Source organism: Pseudomonas sp. CBS, assembly GCF_024734645.1.
Taxonomy (GTDB): Bacteria; Pseudomonadota; Gammaproteobacteria; order Pseudomonadales; family Pseudomonadaceae; genus Aquipseudomonas.
The window spans coordinates 6,655,550-6,672,657 of the sequence record NZ_CP102929.1 but is presented as its reverse complement, the minus strand read 5'-3'; the positions used below and the strand labels follow the sequence as shown (position 1 = coordinate 6,672,657).

Here is a 17,108-nt window from a genome sequence, read left to right as displayed (position 1 = left end):
GATCAAATGTGGGAGCGGGCTTGCTCGCGAAAGGGCCCGAGAGAGCAATAAAAAACCCGCGCCTGTCACCAGAACGCGGGTTTCTTATTACAAGCAGCGATTACCGCTCCAGCAAGATCCGCAGCATGCGACGCAACGGCTCAGCCGCGCCCCACAGCAATTGGTCGCCGACGGTGAACGCGCCCAGGTACTGCGTCCCCATGTTCAGCTTGCGCAGACGGCCAACCGGCACATTCAGGGTACCGGTCACCTTGTTCGGGCTCAGTTCCTGGATGCTGATATCGCGGTTGTTCGGCACCAGCTTGACCCAAGGGTTGTGCTGGCTGATCAGCCCTTCGATATCGGCGATCGGTACGTCTTTGTTCAGCTTGATGGTCAGCGCCTGGCTGTGGCAACGCATGGCGCCGATGCGCACGCAGATGCCGTCCACCGGGATCGGGCTCTTGAAGCGACCAAGGATCTTGTTGGTCTCGGCCTGGGCCTTCCACTCTTCACGGCTCTGGCCGTTAGGCAGTTCCTTGTCGATCCACGGGATCAGGCTACCGGCCAGTGGCACGCCGAAGTTCTCGGTCGGGTAGGCTTCGCTGCGCATGGCTTCGGCCACACGGCGGTCGATGTCGAGGATCGCGCTGGCCGGGTCAGCCAGTTGATCGGCGACTGCCGCGTGGGTCGCGCCCATTTGCTTGATCAGTTCACGCATGTTCTGCGCGCCGGCACCGGAGGCCGCCTGATAGGTCATGGCGCTCATCCACTCCACCAGGCCGGCTTCGAACAAGCCGCCCAGGCCCATCAGCATCAGGCTGACGGTGCAGTTGCCACCGATGTAATTCTTGGTGCCCGCGTCCAGTTGCTGGTCGATCACCTTGCGGTTGACCGGGTCCAGGACGATGACCGCGTCATCCTGCATGCGCAGGCTGGAAGCGGCGTCGATCCAGTAGCCCTGCCAGCCGGCTTCACGCAGCTTGGGGAAGACTTCGCTGGTGTAGTCGCCGCCCTGGCAGGTCAGAATGACGTCGAGGGTCTTCAGTTCTTCAATGTTGTAGGCGTCCTTGAGCGGAGCAATGTCCTTGCCCACGGACGGCCCTTGACCACCTACATTGGAGGTGGTGAAAAACACCGGCTCAATAAGATCAAAATCCTGCTCTTCCAGCATCCGCTGCATGAGCACGGAACCGACCATACCGCGCCAACCGATCAGACCTACACGTTTCATCGCAACTACACCTTGTTCAAAAGTGGGGCCGCCTTGCAGCAACATCTGCAAGCGGGCCCGAGAGATTACAGATTCCGCAGCGCGGCGACTACTGCGTCGCCCATTTCTTGCGTACCGACCTTGGTGCAACCCTGGGACCAGATGTCGCCGGTGCGCAGGCCTTGGTCCAGCACCAGGCTCACAGCCTTCTCGATGGCATCCGCCGCGTCAGTCAGGTTGAAGCTGTAACGCAGCATCATCGACACCGACAAAATGGTCGCCAACGGGTTGGCAATGCCCTGCCCGGCGATGTCCGGCGCCGAACCGTGGCACGGCTCGTACATGCCCTTATTGTTGGCATCCAGGGACGCCGACGGCAGCATGCCAATGGAACCTGTGAGCATCGAGGCCTGGTCGGACAGGATGTCGCCAAACAGGTTGTCGGTGACGATCACGTCGAATTGCTTGGGTGCACGCACCAGTTGCATGGCGGCGTTGTCGACGTACATGTGGCTCAGCTCGACGTCCGGGTAGTCCTTGGCGACTTCCTCGACGATTTCACGCCACAGCTGGCTGGACGCCAATACGTTGGCCTTGTCCACCGAGCAGACCTTCTTGCCACGTACGCGGGCCATGTCGAAGCCGACACGGGCGATACGGCGGATTTCACTCTCACTGTACGGCAGGGTGTCGTAGGCCTGACGCTCGCCATTCTCCAACTCGCGCACGCCCCGTGGCGAGCCAAAGTAGATACCGCCGGTCAGTTCGCGGACGATCAGGATGTCCAGGCCCGCGACGATTTCCGGCTTCAGGCTGGAAGCGTCCGCCAGCTGCGGGTAAAGGATCGCCGGGCGCAGGTTGCCGAACAGGCCCAGTTGCGCACGGATTTTCAGCAGGCCGCGCTCAGGGCGGATGTCACGTTCGATCTTGTCCCATTTCGGGCCACCCACGGCGCCCAGCAACACGGCGTCGGCTGCACGCGCACGGTCCAGGGTCTCGTCGGCCAGGGGCACGCCGTGTTTGTCGATGGCCGCGCCGCCGATCACGTCGTGGCTCAGTTCGAAGCCCAGGCTGTACTTGGTGTTGGCCACTTCCAGGACTTTGACCGCTTCGGCCATGATTTCCGGACCAATGCCGTCGCCAGGAAGAATCAGAATCTGCTTGCTCATGGGTTCCTCATTTCATCAAGCGACCCGCCCGCGGGCAGGTCGGGAAAAATTAATCAGCGTTCGGCCCAGACCACCAGCACGTCGGTGCTGAAGGTGCCATCGGCTTGAATCTCGAAATAATCGCGCACTTCCTGGCCCATCGCCTTTTGCAACTCCAGGATCGCGGCACGCAATACCTCTGGGGTGCGCATGCGCTCCACCCACGAGGCGTATTCCAGGCGCAGGCGCTGGCGGCTGCTGTTGCGTACATGCATACCGGCTTCGCTGAGCTGGTGCATCCACTCGCCGGCGGAATAGTCGCGCACGTGGCTGGTGTCGCGCAGCACTTCGACGGTTTGCAGGTAAGTGTCCAACAGCGGGCTGCCCGGTGACAAGACGTCCACAAACGCGGCCACGCCGCCCGGCTTGAGCACCCGGCGTACTTCACGCAGGGCCAGGCCGAGGTCGCTCCAGTGGTGGGCCGAGTAGCGGCTGAACACGAAGTCGAACTCGCCATCGGCAAACGGCAGGCGCTCGGCGGCGCCGTGCACAGTGCGGATGTTGCCCAGGCCACGGTCCACGGCAGCGGCGGCGACCACGTCGAGCATTGGCTGGGACAGGTCGTATGCCACCACTTCTTTAACCAGCGGTGCAACGTTGAAACTCACGTGACCGGCGCCGCAACCCAGGTCCAGCAGTCGTGCAGCGCCCTGCCCGGCCAGTTCGGCCTGGAGTAGCGCGAATTCGGTGCCTTGAGCATGTACTGCGCTGCTCAGGTAGGCCGAGGCCTGTTCGCCGAATTGTTTTTGCACGACTTGGGTGTGGGCGGTGCTGGTCATGGGAAGCTCCTCGTTGTTGTGCTTTTTGTAGGAGCGAGCTTGCTCGCGAAGGTCGCCAACGATGACGCTGGGCATCTGACACCCCGTGGCGATCTCAGGTTTTTCGCGAGCAAGCTCGCTCCTACAGCGGGTTACGCGTCGCGAAACAACCAAGGCTGACTCGCCCGGTGCTTGGCCTCAAACGCGGCAATCGCATCACCGTCCTGCAAGGTCAGGCCGATGTCGTCCAGGCCATTGATCAGGCAGTGTTTGCGGAAGGCGTCCACTTCAAAGTGATACACCTTGCCGTCCGGACGGGTCACGGTCTGCGCCGCCAGGTCGACGGTCAACTGGTAGCCCACATTGGCTTCCACTTGCTGGAACAACTCATCCACTTCGGCATCGCTCAAGATGATCGGCAGCAAGCCGTTCTTGAAGCTGTTGTTGAAGAAGATGTCGGCGTAGCTCGGCGCGATGATGCTGCGAAAGCCATACTCTTCCAGGGCCCACGGCGCGTGTTCGCGGCTGGAGCCGCAACCGAAGTTTTCCCGCGCCAGCAACACACTGGCGCCTTGGTAACGTTCGGCGTTGAGCACGAAATCCTTGTTCAACGGACGCTTGGAGTTGTCCTGGTAGGCGTAGCCCACGTCCAGGTAGCGCCACTCGTCGAACAGATTCGGGCCAAAACCGGTGCGCTTGATCGACTTCAAGAACTGCTTGGGAATGATCTGGTCAGTGTCCACGTTGGCACGGTCCAACGGCGCGACTAAACCGGTGTGTTGGGTAAAAGCTCTCATCGGGTATTCCTCAGATCAATTCGCGAACGTCGATGAAACGACCGTTGACGGCAGCCGCAGCAGCCATGGCCGGGCTGACGAGGTGGGTACGGCCACCGGCGCCCTGACGCCCTTCGAAGTTACGGTTGGAGGTGGACGCGCAATGCTCGCCCGACTCCAAACGGTCCGGGTTCATTGCCAGGCACATCGAGCAGCCCGGCTCGCGCCATTCAAAACCGGCTTCGAGGAAGATCTTGTCGAGGCCTTCGGCTTCAGCCTGGGCTTTAACCAGACCCGAACCTGGCACCACGATCGCCTGCTTGATAGTCGAGGCAACTTTGCGGCCCTTGGCGATCACCGCCGCAGCGCGCAAGTCTTCAATCCGCGAGTTGGTGCAAGAGCCGATAAACACGCGATCCAACTGAATGTCGGTGATCGCCTGGTTGGCTTTCAGGCCCATGTACTTCAAGGCGCGCTCGATGGAGCCGCGCTTGACCAGGTCGGTTTCCTTGGCCGGGTCCGGCACGTTCTGATCAACGGCCAACACCATTTCCGGCGAAGTGCCCCAGCTGACTTGCGGCTTGATCTGGGCGGCGTCGAGGGTGACCACGGTGTCGAACACCGCGTCGGCGTCGGACACCAGGTCTTTCCAGGCTTCGACAGCCGCGTCCCAATCGGCGCCGCTCGGTGCGAATGGGCGACCCTTGACGTAGGCAATGGTCTTTTCGTCCGCCGCTACCATGCCCACACGGGCACCGGCTTCGATGGACATGTTGCAGATGGTCATGCGGCCTTCGATGGACAGGTCGCGAATCGCGCTACCGGCAAATTCGATGGCATGGCCGTTACCGCCGGCGGTGCCGATCTTGCCGATCACCGCCAGGACGATGTCTTTGGCGGTGACGCCGAAAGGCAACTCACCTTCCACCGACACCAGCATGTTCTTCATTTTCTTGGCAACGAGGCACTGGGTGGCGAATACATGCTCCACCTCGGAAGTGCCGATGCCGTGCGCCAACGCGCCAAACGCCCCGTGGGTGGAGGTGTGGGAGTCGCCGCAGACCACGGTCATGCCGGGCAAGGTGGCGCCCTGCTCCGGGCCGATCACGTGAACGATGCCTTGACGCACGTCATTCATCTTGAATTCGGTGATGCCATATTCGTCGCAGTAATCATCGAGGGTCTGCACCTGGAGGCGCGACACGGTGTCGACGATGGCGTCGATCCCGCCTTTACGCTCCGGGGTGGTCGGCACGTTGTGGTCCGGGGTGGCGATGATCGAATCGACGCGCCAAGGCTTGCGCCCGGCCAGTCGCAGGCCTTCGAACGCTTGAGGCGAGGTCACTTCATGGATGATGTGACGGTCGATGTAGATCAGCGACGACCCATCATCGCGCCGTTTCACTTCATGGGAATCCCAAAGTTTGTCGTAAAGCGTTTTGCCGGCCATCACGCGGTCCTCATCAGGTGTTTCTATGCCCCGGGCCTTGAACGATTCAATAACCCTTTGGCTTGTGAGGCTGATGGTATGGCGCTACATTAAATAACTCAAATTCATATTTTTTATGCTTTGGATTACCAACTGGAATAGCACAATGGACCTGGCCAACCTCAATGCCTTTATTGCCATCGCCGAGACGGGCAGCTTCTCCGGTGCCGGCGAACGCCTGCACCTGACCCAACCCGCCATCAGCAAGCGCATCGCTGGCCTGGAGCAGCAATTAAAGGTGCGACTGTTCGACCGGCTGGGGCGTGAAGTCGGCCTCACCGAAGCCGGCCGCGCGTTATTGCCTCGGGCTTATCAGATTCTCAACGTGCTGGACGACACCCGCCGCGCCCTGACCAACCTCACCGGCGAAGTCAGCGGGCGCCTGACGCTGGCCACCAGCCATCACATTGGCCTGCATCGCCTGCCGCCCGTACTGCGCACGTTTACCCGGGAATACCCGAACGTCGCCCTGGATATTCAGTTTCTCGATTCGGAAGTGGCCTACGAAGAAATCCTCCATGGCCGCGCCGAAGTGGCCGTGATCACCCTCGCGCCGGAGCCCCACACACTGGTGCGCGCCACCCCGGTGTGGGACGACCCGCTGGATTTCGTGGTGGCGCCCGAACACAGCCTGATCAGCAACGGCAGCGTCAACCTGGCGGACATCGCCCGGCACCCGGCGGTGTTTCCCGGCGGCAACACCTTTACCCACCATATCGTGCAGCGACTGTTCGAGGCCCAGGGCCTCACGCCGAACATCGCCATGAGCACCAACTACCTGGAAACCATCAAGATGATGGTCTCCATTGGCCTGGCCTGGAGCGTATTGCCGCGCACGATGCTCGATGATCAGGTGGCACGCATCGCTTTGCCGGGCATACAGCTCAGTCGCCAGCTAGGCTATATCGTGCACACCGAAAGGACGCTGTCGAACGCTGCGCGGGCTTTCATGAGCCTATTGGATGCACAGGTCGATCTGCCAGGGAATCAGGCATGAATCGCTGTGGCCCGTAGACCGTGAAACCGCGCCGAACGCCCATTGAGCCAAGGCCCTTTGATAATGCGCAACCCCGTCGATACCGTGCCACCCCTGCCCCGCATCTACGCCCTGGACCCACAGGAAGCGGAACAGAGCTGGGACAGCGCGCCGCAACTGCTGGCGGCCCTCAATGCAGCCCGGCTGGGCGCCTGGAGCTGGGAAATCGATACCGGCCGGATCAGCTGGTCCCGAGGCACTCAGGCCCTGTTCGGCTTCGACCCGCGCCAGCCGCTGCCTGAAGACCTGGAGTACCTGGACCTGCTGGCCCCCGAGGACCGCGCCAAGGTGGTCCGGGCCTTTCATGCGGTGCTGGCCGGCGAACCCGCTGTCCAGGCCATGCACCACCGTATCCAATGGCCCGATGGCAGCCTGCACTGGCTGGAAATCAACGGCAGCCTGCTACCGGACAAGGCCGGGCGTCGGCGAATGATCGGGGTGATCCGCGAAATCACCCACCAGCGCGAGCGCGAACACGCCCTCAGCCATTCGGAAAAGCGTTTCGCCACCCTGTTTCACTTGTGCCCGCTGATGGTCCTGCTGACCCGCCAGACGGACGGCCTGATCAGCGAAGCCAACCAGTATTTCGAGAGCCTGTTCGGCTGGCCGTTGGCCGATGCCATTGGCCGCAGCACATTGGAGCTGGGCCTCTGGGTACACCCCGAACAACGCGCGCACCTGGTCAAGGCCACCCAGCGCAAAGGCGCCCCCATCACCATGGAAGTGCAGTTTCGCGCCAGCAACGGGCAGATCCACGATGGCACCCTCAGCGCCCAGAAAGTCGAGCTGGACGGCGAGGACTACCTGATCAGCACCTTCCTCGACACCACCGACCGCAAGAACGCCGAGCAAGCCCTCAAGGACAGCCAGGAACGCCTGGACTTGGCCCTGGACTCCGCACAACTGGGCACCTGGGACTGGCACATCCCCAGCGGCATGCTCTACGGCTCGGCCCGCGCCGCCCAGCTGCACGGGCTGGAACCCCAGCCGTTCCACGAATCCTTCGACGCTTTTTTTGAAGGCATGCCCCGGGAAGAGCGTGAGAGCATGCGCAATGCCTACCGGACCCTGCGCGAAGGCCCGGCGGGCAACTACCAACTGACCTATCGCGTGCAAATGGAAGATGGCAGTTCGCGCTACCTGGAAAGCCGCGCCCGCCTGTATCGCGATGAACTGGGCGTGCCCCTGCGCATGGCCGGCACGCTGCTCGACATCACCGACCAGGTCGAGCGTGAACAACGCCTGACCGCGTCGGAAGAAAAGTTCGCCAGCCTGTTTCTCGCCAGCCCCGACCCGATCTGCGTGACACGCCTGGAGACCGGCCAGTTTATCGAGATCAACCCGGCGTTCACTCAGACCTTCGGCTGGACCGCCGCCGAGGTGCTCAACAACAACGCCGAACAGATCGGCTTGTGGGATGAGCCCAGCAAGCGCCTGCAACGCATCGAGCAGGTGATTCGCGAACAATCCCTGAGCAACGTGGCAATCACCGTTCATCACAAGAACGGCCAAGCCCTTAACTGCGTGATCTCCAGCCGCCTGATCCAGGTCAGTGACCAACCCTGCATCGTCACCACCTTGCGGGACATCACCCAGCAGCAACGCTCGGAAGCGGCGCTCAAGGCCAGCGAAGAGAAGTTCGCCAAAGCTTTTCATTCCAGCCCCGACGCGGTGTCGATCACCGAACGCGATACCGGGCGCTATGTCGAGGTCAACGACGGTTTCTGCCGCTTGACCGGCTACCGCGCCGAAGAGGCGATCGGCCTGACGCTGTACCAGATCGGCATCTGGGCCGACGAAAACCAGCGCTCTGCGTTATTGGCCGAGCTGCAGATCAAGGGCCGCATTCATCACCTGGAAATGCTCTGGCACAACAAGCGCGGCGAAGTGCTGGCGGTTGAAGTGTCGGTGGAACCCATCACCCTCAATGAAACCCCGTGCCTGCTGCTGACCGCCCGGGACGTGAGCCTGCTGAAAAACGCCCAGGCGCAGATTCGCCACCTGGCCTATCACGACCCGCTGACCAACCTGCCCAACCGCGCCCTGCTGATGGACCGCCTGAGCCAGCAGATCGCCTTGCTCAAGCGCCATAACCTGCGGGGTGCCCTGCTGTTCCTCGACCTGGACCACTTCAAGCACATCAACGATTCCCTCGGTCACCCGGTGGGCGACACCGTGCTGAAAATCGTCACCGCACGCCTCGAAGCCAGCGTGCGCATGGAAGACACCGTGGCGCGCCTGGGGGGCGATGAATTTGTGGTGCTGCTCAGTGGCCTGGAAGGCTCGCGCTCGCAAGTCAGCGCCCAGGTTTCGGAGTTGGCCGATACCCTGCGCGAACTGTTGTCCGAACCGATGTTCCTGGATGGCCAGCGCCTGCAAGTCACGCCGAGCATCGGCGTGGCGCTGATCCCTGATCACGGCTCGACCCCGGCAGACTTGCTCAAGCGCGCCGATATCGCGCTGTACCGGGCCAAGGACTCGGGACGCAACACGATCCAGATGTTCCACAACAGCATGCAGAAGACCGCCAGCGAGCGGCTGCGTATGGAAACCGACCTGCGCCTGGCCCTGTCCCGCGGTGAATTCAGCGTGCACTACCAACCGCAAGTGGATGCCCGGGGCAACCGGATCGTCGGCGCCGAAGCCCTGGTGCGCTGGCAGCACCCGCAGTTGGGCGCGCAATCGCCGGCGGAATTCATCAAGGTGCTGGAAGACAGCGGGCTGATTCTGGAAGTCGGCACCTGGATCCTCGATGAAGCCTGCGGGACCTTCGCGCAACTGATCGCCGAGGGCTTGGTGGACCCGCTGAATTTCAGCCTGTGCGTGAACATCAGCCCCCGGCAATTTCGCCAGAACGATTTCGTCGAGCGGGTGGAGCGCAGCCTGCGCACCCACCAACTGCCTTTTACGCTGTTGAAACTGGAAATCACCGAAGGCATCGTGATTCAAAACCTGGACGACACTATCAGCAAAATGCGCCGCCTGAAAAAGCTCGGCGTGAGTTTTGCGATGGATGATTTCGGCACTGGCTATTCGTCACTGACCTACCTCAAGCGCTTGCCCGTGGATGCGTTGAAAATCGACCAGTCGTTTGTGCGCGATGCGACCCATGACCCCAACGACGCGGAAATCATCCGCGCGATTGTGGCCATGGCCCGCAGTTTGAATCTGGAGGTGATTGCCGAGGGTGTGGAAACCACCGAACAACTGGCGTTCCTGCAGGGGCTGGGGTGTCATTTGTACCAGGGGTATTTGCATAGCCGACCGTTGCCGGTGGAGGGGTTTCAGCAGTTGCTGGTCCAGGCCGGGCCGCGGTCTCTAAACCAACTTTAGCGCGGTGCCATCTTCACGCATCCAGCCCGATGTCCGCAGTCGGGTTGGGGACCCGTAATCATCTAACGCGCCATCAACCACGACCACGGAGTGCCGAAAGTTCGCCAGCGTCCCGATCACACCACCGGCCAACTCCTGCACGCTGCTCTGACGCGTAAAGGCGTACAACCCCAGACGCCGCAGCGCATCACCCGGGCTCTCGCCATCATTGAGCGTGCCCATGGCCGCCTCAAAACTCGCAGCGGCGCGAAACTCGTGATTCTCTATTTGCGCCCGCTTGGCACTGACGGCGTACAGGAAATTCGCATCCTTGAGCAGTCCGCTGTCTGGGCCCTTGAAATGTGAGCCTTCCCGGGCCTTGTTCAGCTCGTCATGGGTCAGGTGCAGCGTACAGCCGTCGCGCAGGGTCACGGTAAAACCGTCCCGTGTCGGGGTGATGCTTTTATAGATGCCTCGGGGATTTTGACCGTACTTCATCATCGCCGCCTTGATCGCGGACACCGTGACGCAATTCCCCTCGACCCCTTGATAAAATCCGCCCCAGATATCGGCAGGCTTGATGCCCGCCGGCACATCGGAGGTTGGCGAAACGACGGCGCTTGAATCAATCGGTAATCCGGCAGGTATCTCACCGGCGAGCATGTAGCCATACGACCTGGCGACAGGGGCTTTACTTCCAGCGCTGTGCTGTACGCCCTCCAGGACAAAGGCGCTCGAATAGCCAAAGGTATTGATCACCCCGGCAGCACCCCGCGCCTGCATCTTATCGGCGGGAACCAAGCGCAAAAAGCCGATCATCCCAAGATCCTTCAAGACCCTGTAGGGCGTATCGCCTTTTAGCGCGCTTGATAAAGACCGTTCAAAGGAGTTATCCGGGGCAGGATCAAAGCGCGTCAGTTGCCTGCGTTTTACATAGGCCGCCCACATGAAGTTGGCCTGGCTCACTGCCTCCCGGTCAGGCCCGGCGAACCGGGACGCTTCGCTCGCCTGCGCCAATTCCTGCTGAGAAAGGTGAATCGCGAAACCATCCTTCATCGTGATGTCATAGCCACCGCCTGCCGGGGTGACGCTCTCAAGCATGTCCGTGAGGCTTTGGCCAAACCTCAGCATGATCATCTTGATCACGGCGGCATGGCTGCTGACATCAAACGACTCGCCAAACCTGGGTTCAACCGCATTAAAACCATTCAGGATCCCCGCGGGTTTCTCGGCCTGGTGCCTCGTCTGCCCGGCGCTGTCCAGCACGTAGACGTAAGGCCGGTCGGGGCGGTATTGACGGTCAAACCGATGCGCGACCCCATTACAGATCAACGAGGCGCCAAAGTCGTGAGCTTCCATCACGCCAACGGCGTCCTTGCCGACAAGCTGGTGCGAAGGGAGCCGCCGCATAAACCGCTTCATCCCCATGCCTTTGAGCAGATTAAAAGCAGTCTCGCCCTGGAGAGACGCCGACAACGCCGCATCAAAGTGGCTGTTGATACTGCTGTCCGCGCTGGACAATTGTTTGCGTTTGATAAAGACCGCCAACGCAAAATTCGCATTCTCCATCGTGCCTGAATCACTGCCGACAAATCTCGACGCCGCTGTTGTACGGCGTAACTCATGCCCGGAAAGATGCAACGTGTAGCCATCTTTCAGAGTGACAACGTAACCATCGCCGACGCGCCTGACCTCGCTGAACATATCCACGGGGCGTGGGCCGAACGTGACCATCATCATCTTGATGACCGCCGAATGGCTGCTGGTATCAAAGTGCTCAGCGAACCTTCCCTCGGTAGAACTGAAGGCACTGACACTATCGGCGGGCCTTTTTTCAGCTTCCTGCTCACCCGGGAACACGTTGAACCCGACATTCATCGCAAAACCAGCGTTCAAAACAGTCATGGTCATGACCCTCTAAAAAACCACCACACGCCGGGCCTGTTGTTAGCCCCGGGAGAACGTCAGACCAATGCGATGGCATCCCCGAAACGCGGCGGTCCTCCTTTCCTGCCGTAGTACTCCTCGCATCCATCGACCACAGCCACCGAGTGAGCATCCCTGTTGACCATGCCTATCAACGACTTATCCTGAAAGGCGCTTACCGATACTCTCTTCATGTGGTTGCGCAAGCCCAGTCGCAGGAGGCCTTCCCCCGACCAGTCCTCATCTTCACCATTGTTGAGGCTGTGTATGGCGGCTTCAAATCCCCACTTGGCGGTGCCATCATTGTTTTCCAACATCGCCCGCTTGGCACTGACGGCAAACAGAAAGTACGCGTCCTTGAGCATGCCGGGATCACGCATCGGGACAAACCTTGAGCCCCTGATTGCCCTGTCCAGTTCATCCTTGCTCAGGTCCAGCGTGTATCCGTCCCGCATGACTACGTGATAGCCATTACCTGTGGCTTGAACAGACTTGAAAATATCGGTCGGGCTCTGCCCGAACCTCATCATCGCCGCCTTGATCGCCGAAACGGTCACGCAATTGCCGTCGGGGCCTTGGCGAAAGCCATTCCATATATTGTCGGGCTTGGCGCCATTGCGCTTATTGGAAAGCGCCGGAAGTCGCTGTGGCGTTGGATCCGGTAGTGGGACGTGCGGCTTGGGTACCACAGTGGTTTGGGGCGCAGGCGTTACCTGAGTCGGAACGATGTTTGTCTGCTCCTTGCCTGTGAGCAGATTTTGCAACTGCATGAAAAACTGGGTGAACAGTTCAAGGAGCTTCGCTAATACCGGGGCGTCGCTGACTGTATTACCAACGCTACCTTGGCCTGTATTACCGAGTGATGAGGGGAGTTGCCAATCGACGCTTACTTGCTCAACCGGAACCGATCGCCGTGGTGTGCAAGTTTCCAAGTGTTGATAATAGTTGCCGAGCTTTCCCGCATTATTAATTTCTGAACACGACATATAACCATCCTTCACCAAGGGCTTCCCGGCGGTTATTGACCGGGAAGCGCTCTATTGAAAAGACCAGAGGAAGTTGCTGACTTACCTGTTCACTCGGCGATCAGGATTGGAACGCCAGTCGTTGTCATAAGCCCAGCGCCGGCCTGTGGTTTCCAACACAAAGTCATCCTCGGCCGGCCCGGGTGCGGTAATGTCCGGCGTCGGTGTGCCTGGCTTCGGCAGGATTGGCGCGCCCGGGTTCGGTGGGACGGGCGCGCCTGGCTTCGGCGAGACCGGCGCTTCTGGATTCGGTGAGACCGGCGCGTCTGGATTCGGCGAGACCGGCGCGCCTGGCTTCGGTGGGACCGGCGCTTCTGGATTCGGCGAGACCGGCGCGCCTGGCTTCGGTGGGACCGGCGCTTCTGGATTCGGTGAGACCGGCGCTTCTGGATTCGGCGAGACCGGCGCGCCTGGCTTCGGTGGGACCGGCGCTTCTGGATTCGGTGAGACCGGCGCTTCTGGATTCGGCGAGACCGGCGCGCCTGGCTTCGGTGAGACCGGCGCTTCTGGATTCGGTGAGACCGGCGTGCCTGGCTTCGGTGGGACCGGCGCGTCTGGATTCGGCGAGACGAGTACCGTCGGTGCATTGGGCTTCGGCGGGACGGGGGCGCGTGGATTCGGTACATCCGGGTGAGGGCAATGGCAGTTCATCACTTGGACCGTGACGTTTACATCGGAATTGCTCCTGTTGTTCACTTGCACGTCTTTGGGCAACGTGGGTTCCCGCAAGCGGAATTCCGTCAACGTCTGGGGCTTTGGCGTTACGGTGAGCGTGGAATTAGGGGCCGCTGGATCGTTTGCAGGTGTGTCTTTCTGCGTAGACACCTCAGGATTAGTCCCGGCCTTGTCCTTGAGTACCGTCTTCAGCACTTCCGATTGAGTCCCGGCCTTGTCCTTGAGTGCCGTCTTCAGCACTTCCGATTGAGTCTCGGTGTTGTCCTTGAGTACCGTCTTCAACACTTCCGATTGAGTCTCGGTCTTGTCCTTGAGTACCGTCTTCAGCACTTCTGGTTGAGTCCCGGCCTTGTCCTTGAGCGTCGTGTTCAGTACTTCCGGTTGAGTCCCGGCCTTGTCCTTGAGTGCCGTGTTCAGCACTTCCGGTTGAGTTCCTGCCTTGTCCTTGAGTACCGTATTCAGCACAGAGGCATGACTGCCAGCCTTATCCTTGAGCTGGGCATCGCCCTCTCTCTCAGGTTTAGGCTGTGGACCTGCATCGGGTATCAACCTGGGCATCCCACCCTGACCGGACAGCATGTTCCGTATAGCCTTAAAGGCATACTCAAACATCTCGAACAACTTCTCGAGTGCATCTTTATTTAAGGTAACTGTTCCGTCCGACCCAACGGCGGGATTGTTTTTCAATAATGTACCGGCTGCAGGTGCCGGCTTTTCACCCGAGCTCTTATCGACTGACCCTGGCAACTCCGTACTCTGCTGATTGAAGTCATTATTCAAGCGAGAGAAGTTATTGACCGAAAAATGAGACATAAATAATTCCTTATTCAGTGATTGCCAAAACGCCGTCAGCGGCCTGGAACAAACCGTCCGGGTTCTGGACTGGAAACAAAACCAAGTGCTGCACACTCGCTACTTTCGTGGGTGTTGCGGGCATCGGGTTCCGAAATTCAGCCTTCACATAAGGAAATCAAATGAAAATCGAGACGTTATCCTATGGACTTTCCGGAATACATCGTGCTTTACCGGTCTTCGCAGTGGGCAAAACAGATATATCAGGCAACAGTCAGGGATTAAGGCAAATTGCTGAAATTACTCGCTCACACAAACCGATCTAGCCTGTGTTATTGCGCGCGCTCTAATACCCAAACTAATAAAAATTCAAAATATCGCCATTCAACCAAGCAAGACTCTGTAGCAAACAAGAAGCCTGCACACATATATAAAGCAACTAAAAATCGACACGGCGACCCAACAGCGACCTTTCTCCTCACCGCACAACGCTTTATTACACGCAAAAAAAGGGCGCCCATGGCGCCCTCGATGACTGGATTGAAACGTTTATATATATGAACTTAATTTTGCAGCGCCACCGAATCCGGTACCCCCAACAATCGTCCTACCTGCTCCAGGTCGGTTTCCCGACGCATCTGCGTAAATAGTTCGACCGCTTCGGGATAGTTACGGGTCAACATGGCCAGCCATTGCTTCAAGCGTCCCGGCGCCTGGCGCTCGGTCAATTGCTCGACGGATTGCCGCCAGAACTCATGAAGCATGGGCTGCATCTGGGCCCAAGTCATCTCCACCACCTCTTCCCCTGCCCGCGCGGCAGCAATCTGCCGAGCCAGGTCGGGGCGGGCCACCAGGCCGCGGCCGAGCATGATGTCTTCCACACCGCTGATTTCCCGGCAACGTCGCCAGTCTTCAACGCTCCAGATATCACCGTTGGCGAACACCGGCACCTTCACCACCTCCTGCACGCGCGGGATCCACTCCCAGTGCGCCGGAGGTTTGTAGCCGTCAACTTTGGTGCGTGCGTGCACGACGATATGCGCCGCGCCGCCTTCGGCCAGTGCCGTGGCGCACACCAGGGCACCGTCCGGGCTGTCGAAGCCCAGGCGCATCTTGGCGGTGACCGGAATATGCGCCGGCACCGCACGCCTTACGTGCTCGACGATCTGGTTGAGCAGTTCCGGCTCCTTGAGCAATACCGCTCCGCCACGGGACTTGTTGACGGTCTTGGCCGGGCAACCGAAGTTCAGGTCAACCACCTGCGAGCCCAGCTCACACGCCAGGGCCGCGTTTTCCGCCAGGCACACCGGGTCTGAACCGAGTAACTGCACACGCAGAGGCACGCCGGCAGCGGTCTTGGCACCGTGCAGCAACTCAGGGGCGAGTTTGTGGAAATAGGCAGGCGTCAGCAGGCGGTCGTTGACCCGGATGAACTCGGTCACGCACCAATCAATACCGCCGACCCGGGTCAGCACGTCCCGCAGGATGTTGTCGACCAACCCCTCCATGGGCGCCAAAGCAATTTGCATGGAAAACACTCAACGAAAAACGTGGCGCAGTTTACGGGTTTCAGGCGCCGGAGGGTAACTCGCCTTGCAGCGCCGGGCCGTAACCTTCAATAAATTCCGACGGCATGCGCTTGGGCTTGCCGCTGGACAACTCGATGCAGACAAAGGTGGTTTGCGCCCGCAGCAAGGTGGCGCCGTCACGGGGACGTACCAGTTGGAAGCGTCGGGTCATTTTCAGGCGCTGGTCCCAGTCGACGATCCACGTCGCCAACTGCAACTCGTCGCCTTCGTAGCCGGCGGCGAGGTAATCGATCTCATGGCGCACCACGGCCATGGCGCGGTCCAGTCGGCGGTACTCGGTAAGGTCCAGCCCCAGGCGCTGGGAATGGCGCCAGGCGCAGCGTTCCAGCCAGGACACATAGACCGCGTTGTTGGCGTGCCCCAGGCCGTCGATGTCTTCGGCACCGACCTGAAGATCGATGATAAACGGCGTTGCCAAATCCCAGCCCATGCAGTGCTCCCGGTCGATTAGTGTCGGCGGCGAGCAGTGTAACCCATGGTTCAGGCGGTTTGGCGCTCCGGCACGTGGCGGCCGGCGAGCAGCGCCAGGACGCCTTCGATCACGCGCGGATCTGCCAGCACCTTCTGGTGCCCGCCTTGCTCAAGGCGCAGCAGGCGGCTGTCGAACCAGGCGTCGTGGATCACCTGGCAGGCTTTGACCGAGACGAAGGTATCGTCTTCGGCATGCACGATCAGCCCCGGGATATTCATTTGATAGTGGGCCACGTCGAGGTGCTTGAGGGGCATGCCCATCGTCAGTTCCACCTCCTGGATAAACGCCGACCGCGCTCGCGCTGGCAGACCGACCATGCCGGCAAAGCCGCGCAATACGTCGAGAAACCGCGAGGGTGCCGCGATGCTGACCAACGCCTCGGTGCGCAAGCCCAACTGCACCGCCAGCATCGCACTGGCGCCGCCCATGGAGTGACCGACGACCGCATGCAGCGGTGGCAGCTCGGCCGCGGCTTCCAGCATGGCGCGGGCGAACAGCAGCACATGGGCTTCGCGCCCCGGCGAACGCCCGTGGGCCGGACCATCCAGCGCAACCACCGAATAGCCCGCCTCCACCAGTGCCGTGATCAGGCTGGCGAACTGCGTCGGGCGCCCTTCCCAGCCATGCATCAACAACACTGCAGGGCCTTGGCCCCACTTCAGCGCCGACAGGCCGAAACGCAAAGTGATGCGCTCGGATTGCGCCAGCAGCGGCAGCTCCCAGTCACGGGGTGGCAAATCGCGAGGCGTCATGAACACTCGACGCATCTTGCTGGCAACGGTGTGCGGCGCCAGCCGGCCCAAGGTGCCATTGACGCCACGAATCCATTTCAACGTGCCCATCGCTTATTCCTCAGGC

Annotated in this window: 13 protein-coding genes and 1 pseudogene; 3 read left to right on the top strand and 11 right to left on the bottom strand. The window is 60.5% G+C overall.

Annotated features, from left to right (window positions below; translation table 11 throughout):
• Positions 1-100: 100 nt before the first annotated feature.
• The 3 genes from asd to NVB75_RS30500 form a co-directional block, all read right to left on the bottom strand.
• On the bottom strand, positions 101-1,213 hold the full coding sequence (asd, locus tag NVB75_RS30510) for an aspartate-semialdehyde dehydrogenase (protein ID WP_010175747.1): 1,113 nt from the start codon (positions 1,211-1,213) through the stop codon (positions 101-103).
• A gap of 65 nt (positions 1,214-1,278) precedes the next feature.
• Positions 1,279-2,361 carry a 3-isopropylmalate dehydrogenase gene (gene leuB / locus NVB75_RS30505; protein WP_076014703.1) on the bottom strand — a complete coding sequence of 361 codons (1,083 nt, stop codon included), beginning with the start codon at positions 2,359-2,361 and terminating at the stop codon, positions 1,279-1,281.
• Between the two features lie 53 nt (positions 2,362-2,414).
• The gene (locus tag NVB75_RS30500) at positions 2,415-3,179 is read right to left on the bottom strand and encodes a class I SAM-dependent methyltransferase (RefSeq protein ID WP_258344686.1); all 765 of its coding nucleotides are present in this window, start codon (positions 3,177-3,179) and stop codon (positions 2,415-2,417) included.
• Positions 3,180-3,197: 18 nt separating this feature from the next.
• Between NVB75_RS30500 and NVB75_RS30495 the strand changes: the two are divergent.
• Positions 3,198-3,305: pseudogene (locus NVB75_RS30495) on the top strand (outer membrane lipoprotein carrier protein LolA); the annotation flags it as partial.
• A gap of 5 nt (positions 3,306-3,310) precedes the next feature.
• On the opposite strand, the gene leuD reads toward NVB75_RS30495, so the two are convergent.
• Together leuD and leuC are read right to left on the bottom strand one after the other, a co-directional pair.
• On the bottom strand, positions 3,311-3,955 hold the full coding sequence (leuD, locus tag NVB75_RS30490) for a 3-isopropylmalate dehydratase small subunit (RefSeq protein WP_003192559.1): 645 nt from the start codon (positions 3,953-3,955) through the stop codon (positions 3,311-3,313).
• Between the two features lie 10 nt (positions 3,956-3,965).
• Positions 3,966-5,384: a 3-isopropylmalate dehydratase large subunit gene (gene leuC, locus NVB75_RS30485; protein ID WP_003212658.1), complete on the bottom strand. Its 1,419-nt coding sequence runs from the start codon at positions 5,382-5,384 to the stop codon at positions 3,966-3,968.
• A gap of 145 nt (positions 5,385-5,529) precedes the next feature.
• Here leuC and NVB75_RS30480 point away from each other — a divergent pair, with 145 nt between their 5' ends.
• Together NVB75_RS30480 and NVB75_RS30475 are read left to right on the top strand one after the other, a co-directional pair.
• A complete protein-coding gene (locus tag NVB75_RS30480) occupies positions 5,530-6,420 on the top strand; it encodes a LysR family transcriptional regulator (RefSeq protein WP_017478796.1) in 891 nt (296 codons plus the stop codon).
• Positions 6,421-6,483: 63 nt separating this feature from the next.
• A complete protein-coding gene (locus NVB75_RS30475) occupies positions 6,484-9,792 on the top strand; it encodes a bifunctional diguanylate cyclase/phosphodiesterase (RefSeq protein ID WP_258344685.1) in 3,309 nt (1,102 codons plus the stop codon).
• Here the strand turns inward: NVB75_RS30475 and NVB75_RS30470 are convergent.
• The 6 genes from NVB75_RS30470 to NVB75_RS30445 all read right to left on the bottom strand — a co-directional run bounded on the left by NVB75_RS30470 (position 9,778) and on the right by NVB75_RS30445 (position 17,092).
• A complete protein-coding gene (locus NVB75_RS30470; protein WP_375378894.1) occupies positions 9,778-11,682 on the bottom strand; it encodes a hypothetical protein in 1,905 nt (634 codons plus the stop codon). The two genes, NVB75_RS30475 and NVB75_RS30470, sit on opposite strands and share 15 nt — an antisense overlap.
• A gap of 53 nt (positions 11,683-11,735) precedes the next feature.
• Positions 11,736-12,683 (bottom strand): hypothetical protein, encoded by a 948-nt coding sequence (locus tag NVB75_RS30465; RefSeq protein ID WP_275713017.1) that lies wholly within the window; start codon positions 12,681-12,683, stop codon positions 11,736-11,738.
• An 81-nt stretch (positions 12,684-12,764) separates the two neighbouring features.
• Complete coding sequence (locus NVB75_RS30460) at positions 12,765-14,210, bottom strand: adhesin (RefSeq protein ID WP_258344682.1); 1,446 nt, start codon at positions 14,208-14,210, stop codon at positions 12,765-12,767.
• 542 nt (positions 14,211-14,752) lie between these two features.
• Positions 14,753-15,718 carry a tRNA-dihydrouridine synthase gene (locus NVB75_RS30455; protein ID WP_258344681.1) on the bottom strand — a complete coding sequence of 322 codons (966 nt, stop codon included), beginning with the start codon at positions 15,716-15,718 and terminating at the stop codon, positions 14,753-14,755.
• 40 nt (positions 15,719-15,758) lie between these two features.
• Entirely contained in the window at positions 15,759-16,208 is a 450-nt protein-coding gene (locus NVB75_RS30450) for a thioesterase family protein (RefSeq protein ID WP_093199400.1), read from the bottom strand.
• Between the two features lie 50 nt (positions 16,209-16,258).
• Complete coding sequence (locus NVB75_RS30445; RefSeq protein ID WP_093199405.1) at positions 16,259-17,092, bottom strand: alpha/beta hydrolase; 834 nt, start codon at positions 17,090-17,092, stop codon at positions 16,259-16,261.
• Between the last annotated feature and the right edge of the window lie 16 nt (positions 17,093-17,108).

Excerpts from the sequence above, each read along its gene's own strand:
- asd (WP_010175747.1), bottom strand. The coding sequence starts at position 1,213 with ATGAAACGTGTAGGTCTGATCGGTTGGCGCGGTATGGTCGGTTCCGTG.
- leuB (WP_076014703.1), bottom strand. The coding sequence starts at position 2,361 with ATGAGCAAGCAGATTCTGATTCTTCCTGGCGACGGCATTGGTCCGGAA.
- NVB75_RS30500 (WP_258344686.1), bottom strand. The coding sequence starts at position 3,179 with ATGACCAGCACCGCCCACACCCAAGTCGTGCAAAAACAATTCGGCGAA.
- leuD (WP_003192559.1), bottom strand. The coding sequence starts at position 3,955 with ATGAGAGCTTTTACCCAACACACCGGTTTAGTCGCGCCGTTGGACCGT.
- leuC (WP_003212658.1), bottom strand. The coding sequence starts at position 5,384 with ATGGCCGGCAAAACGCTTTACGACAAACTTTGGGATTCCCATGAAGTG.
- NVB75_RS30480 (WP_017478796.1), top strand. The coding sequence starts at position 5,530 with ATGGACCTGGCCAACCTCAATGCCTTTATTGCCATCGCCGAGACGGGC.
- NVB75_RS30475 (WP_258344685.1), top strand. The coding sequence starts at position 6,484 with ATGCGCAACCCCGTCGATACCGTGCCACCCCTGCCCCGCATCTACGCC.
- NVB75_RS30470 (WP_375378894.1), bottom strand. The coding sequence starts at position 11,682 with ATGACCATGACTGTTTTGAACGCTGGTTTTGCGATGAATGTCGGGTTC.
- NVB75_RS30465 (WP_275713017.1), bottom strand. The coding sequence starts at position 12,683 with ATGTCGTGTTCAGAAATTAATAATGCGGGAAAGCTCGGCAACTATTAT.
- NVB75_RS30460 (WP_258344682.1), bottom strand. The coding sequence starts at position 14,210 with ATGTCTCATTTTTCGGTCAATAACTTCTCTCGCTTGAATAATGACTTC.
- NVB75_RS30455 (WP_258344681.1), bottom strand. The coding sequence starts at position 15,718 with ATGCAAATTGCTTTGGCGCCCATGGAGGGGTTGGTCGACAACATCCTG.
- NVB75_RS30450 (WP_093199400.1), bottom strand. The coding sequence starts at position 16,208 with ATGGGCTGGGATTTGGCAACGCCGTTTATCATCGATCTTCAGGTCGGT.
- NVB75_RS30445 (WP_093199405.1), bottom strand. The coding sequence starts at position 17,092 with ATGGGCACGTTGAAATGGATTCGTGGCGTCAATGGCACCTTGGGCCGG.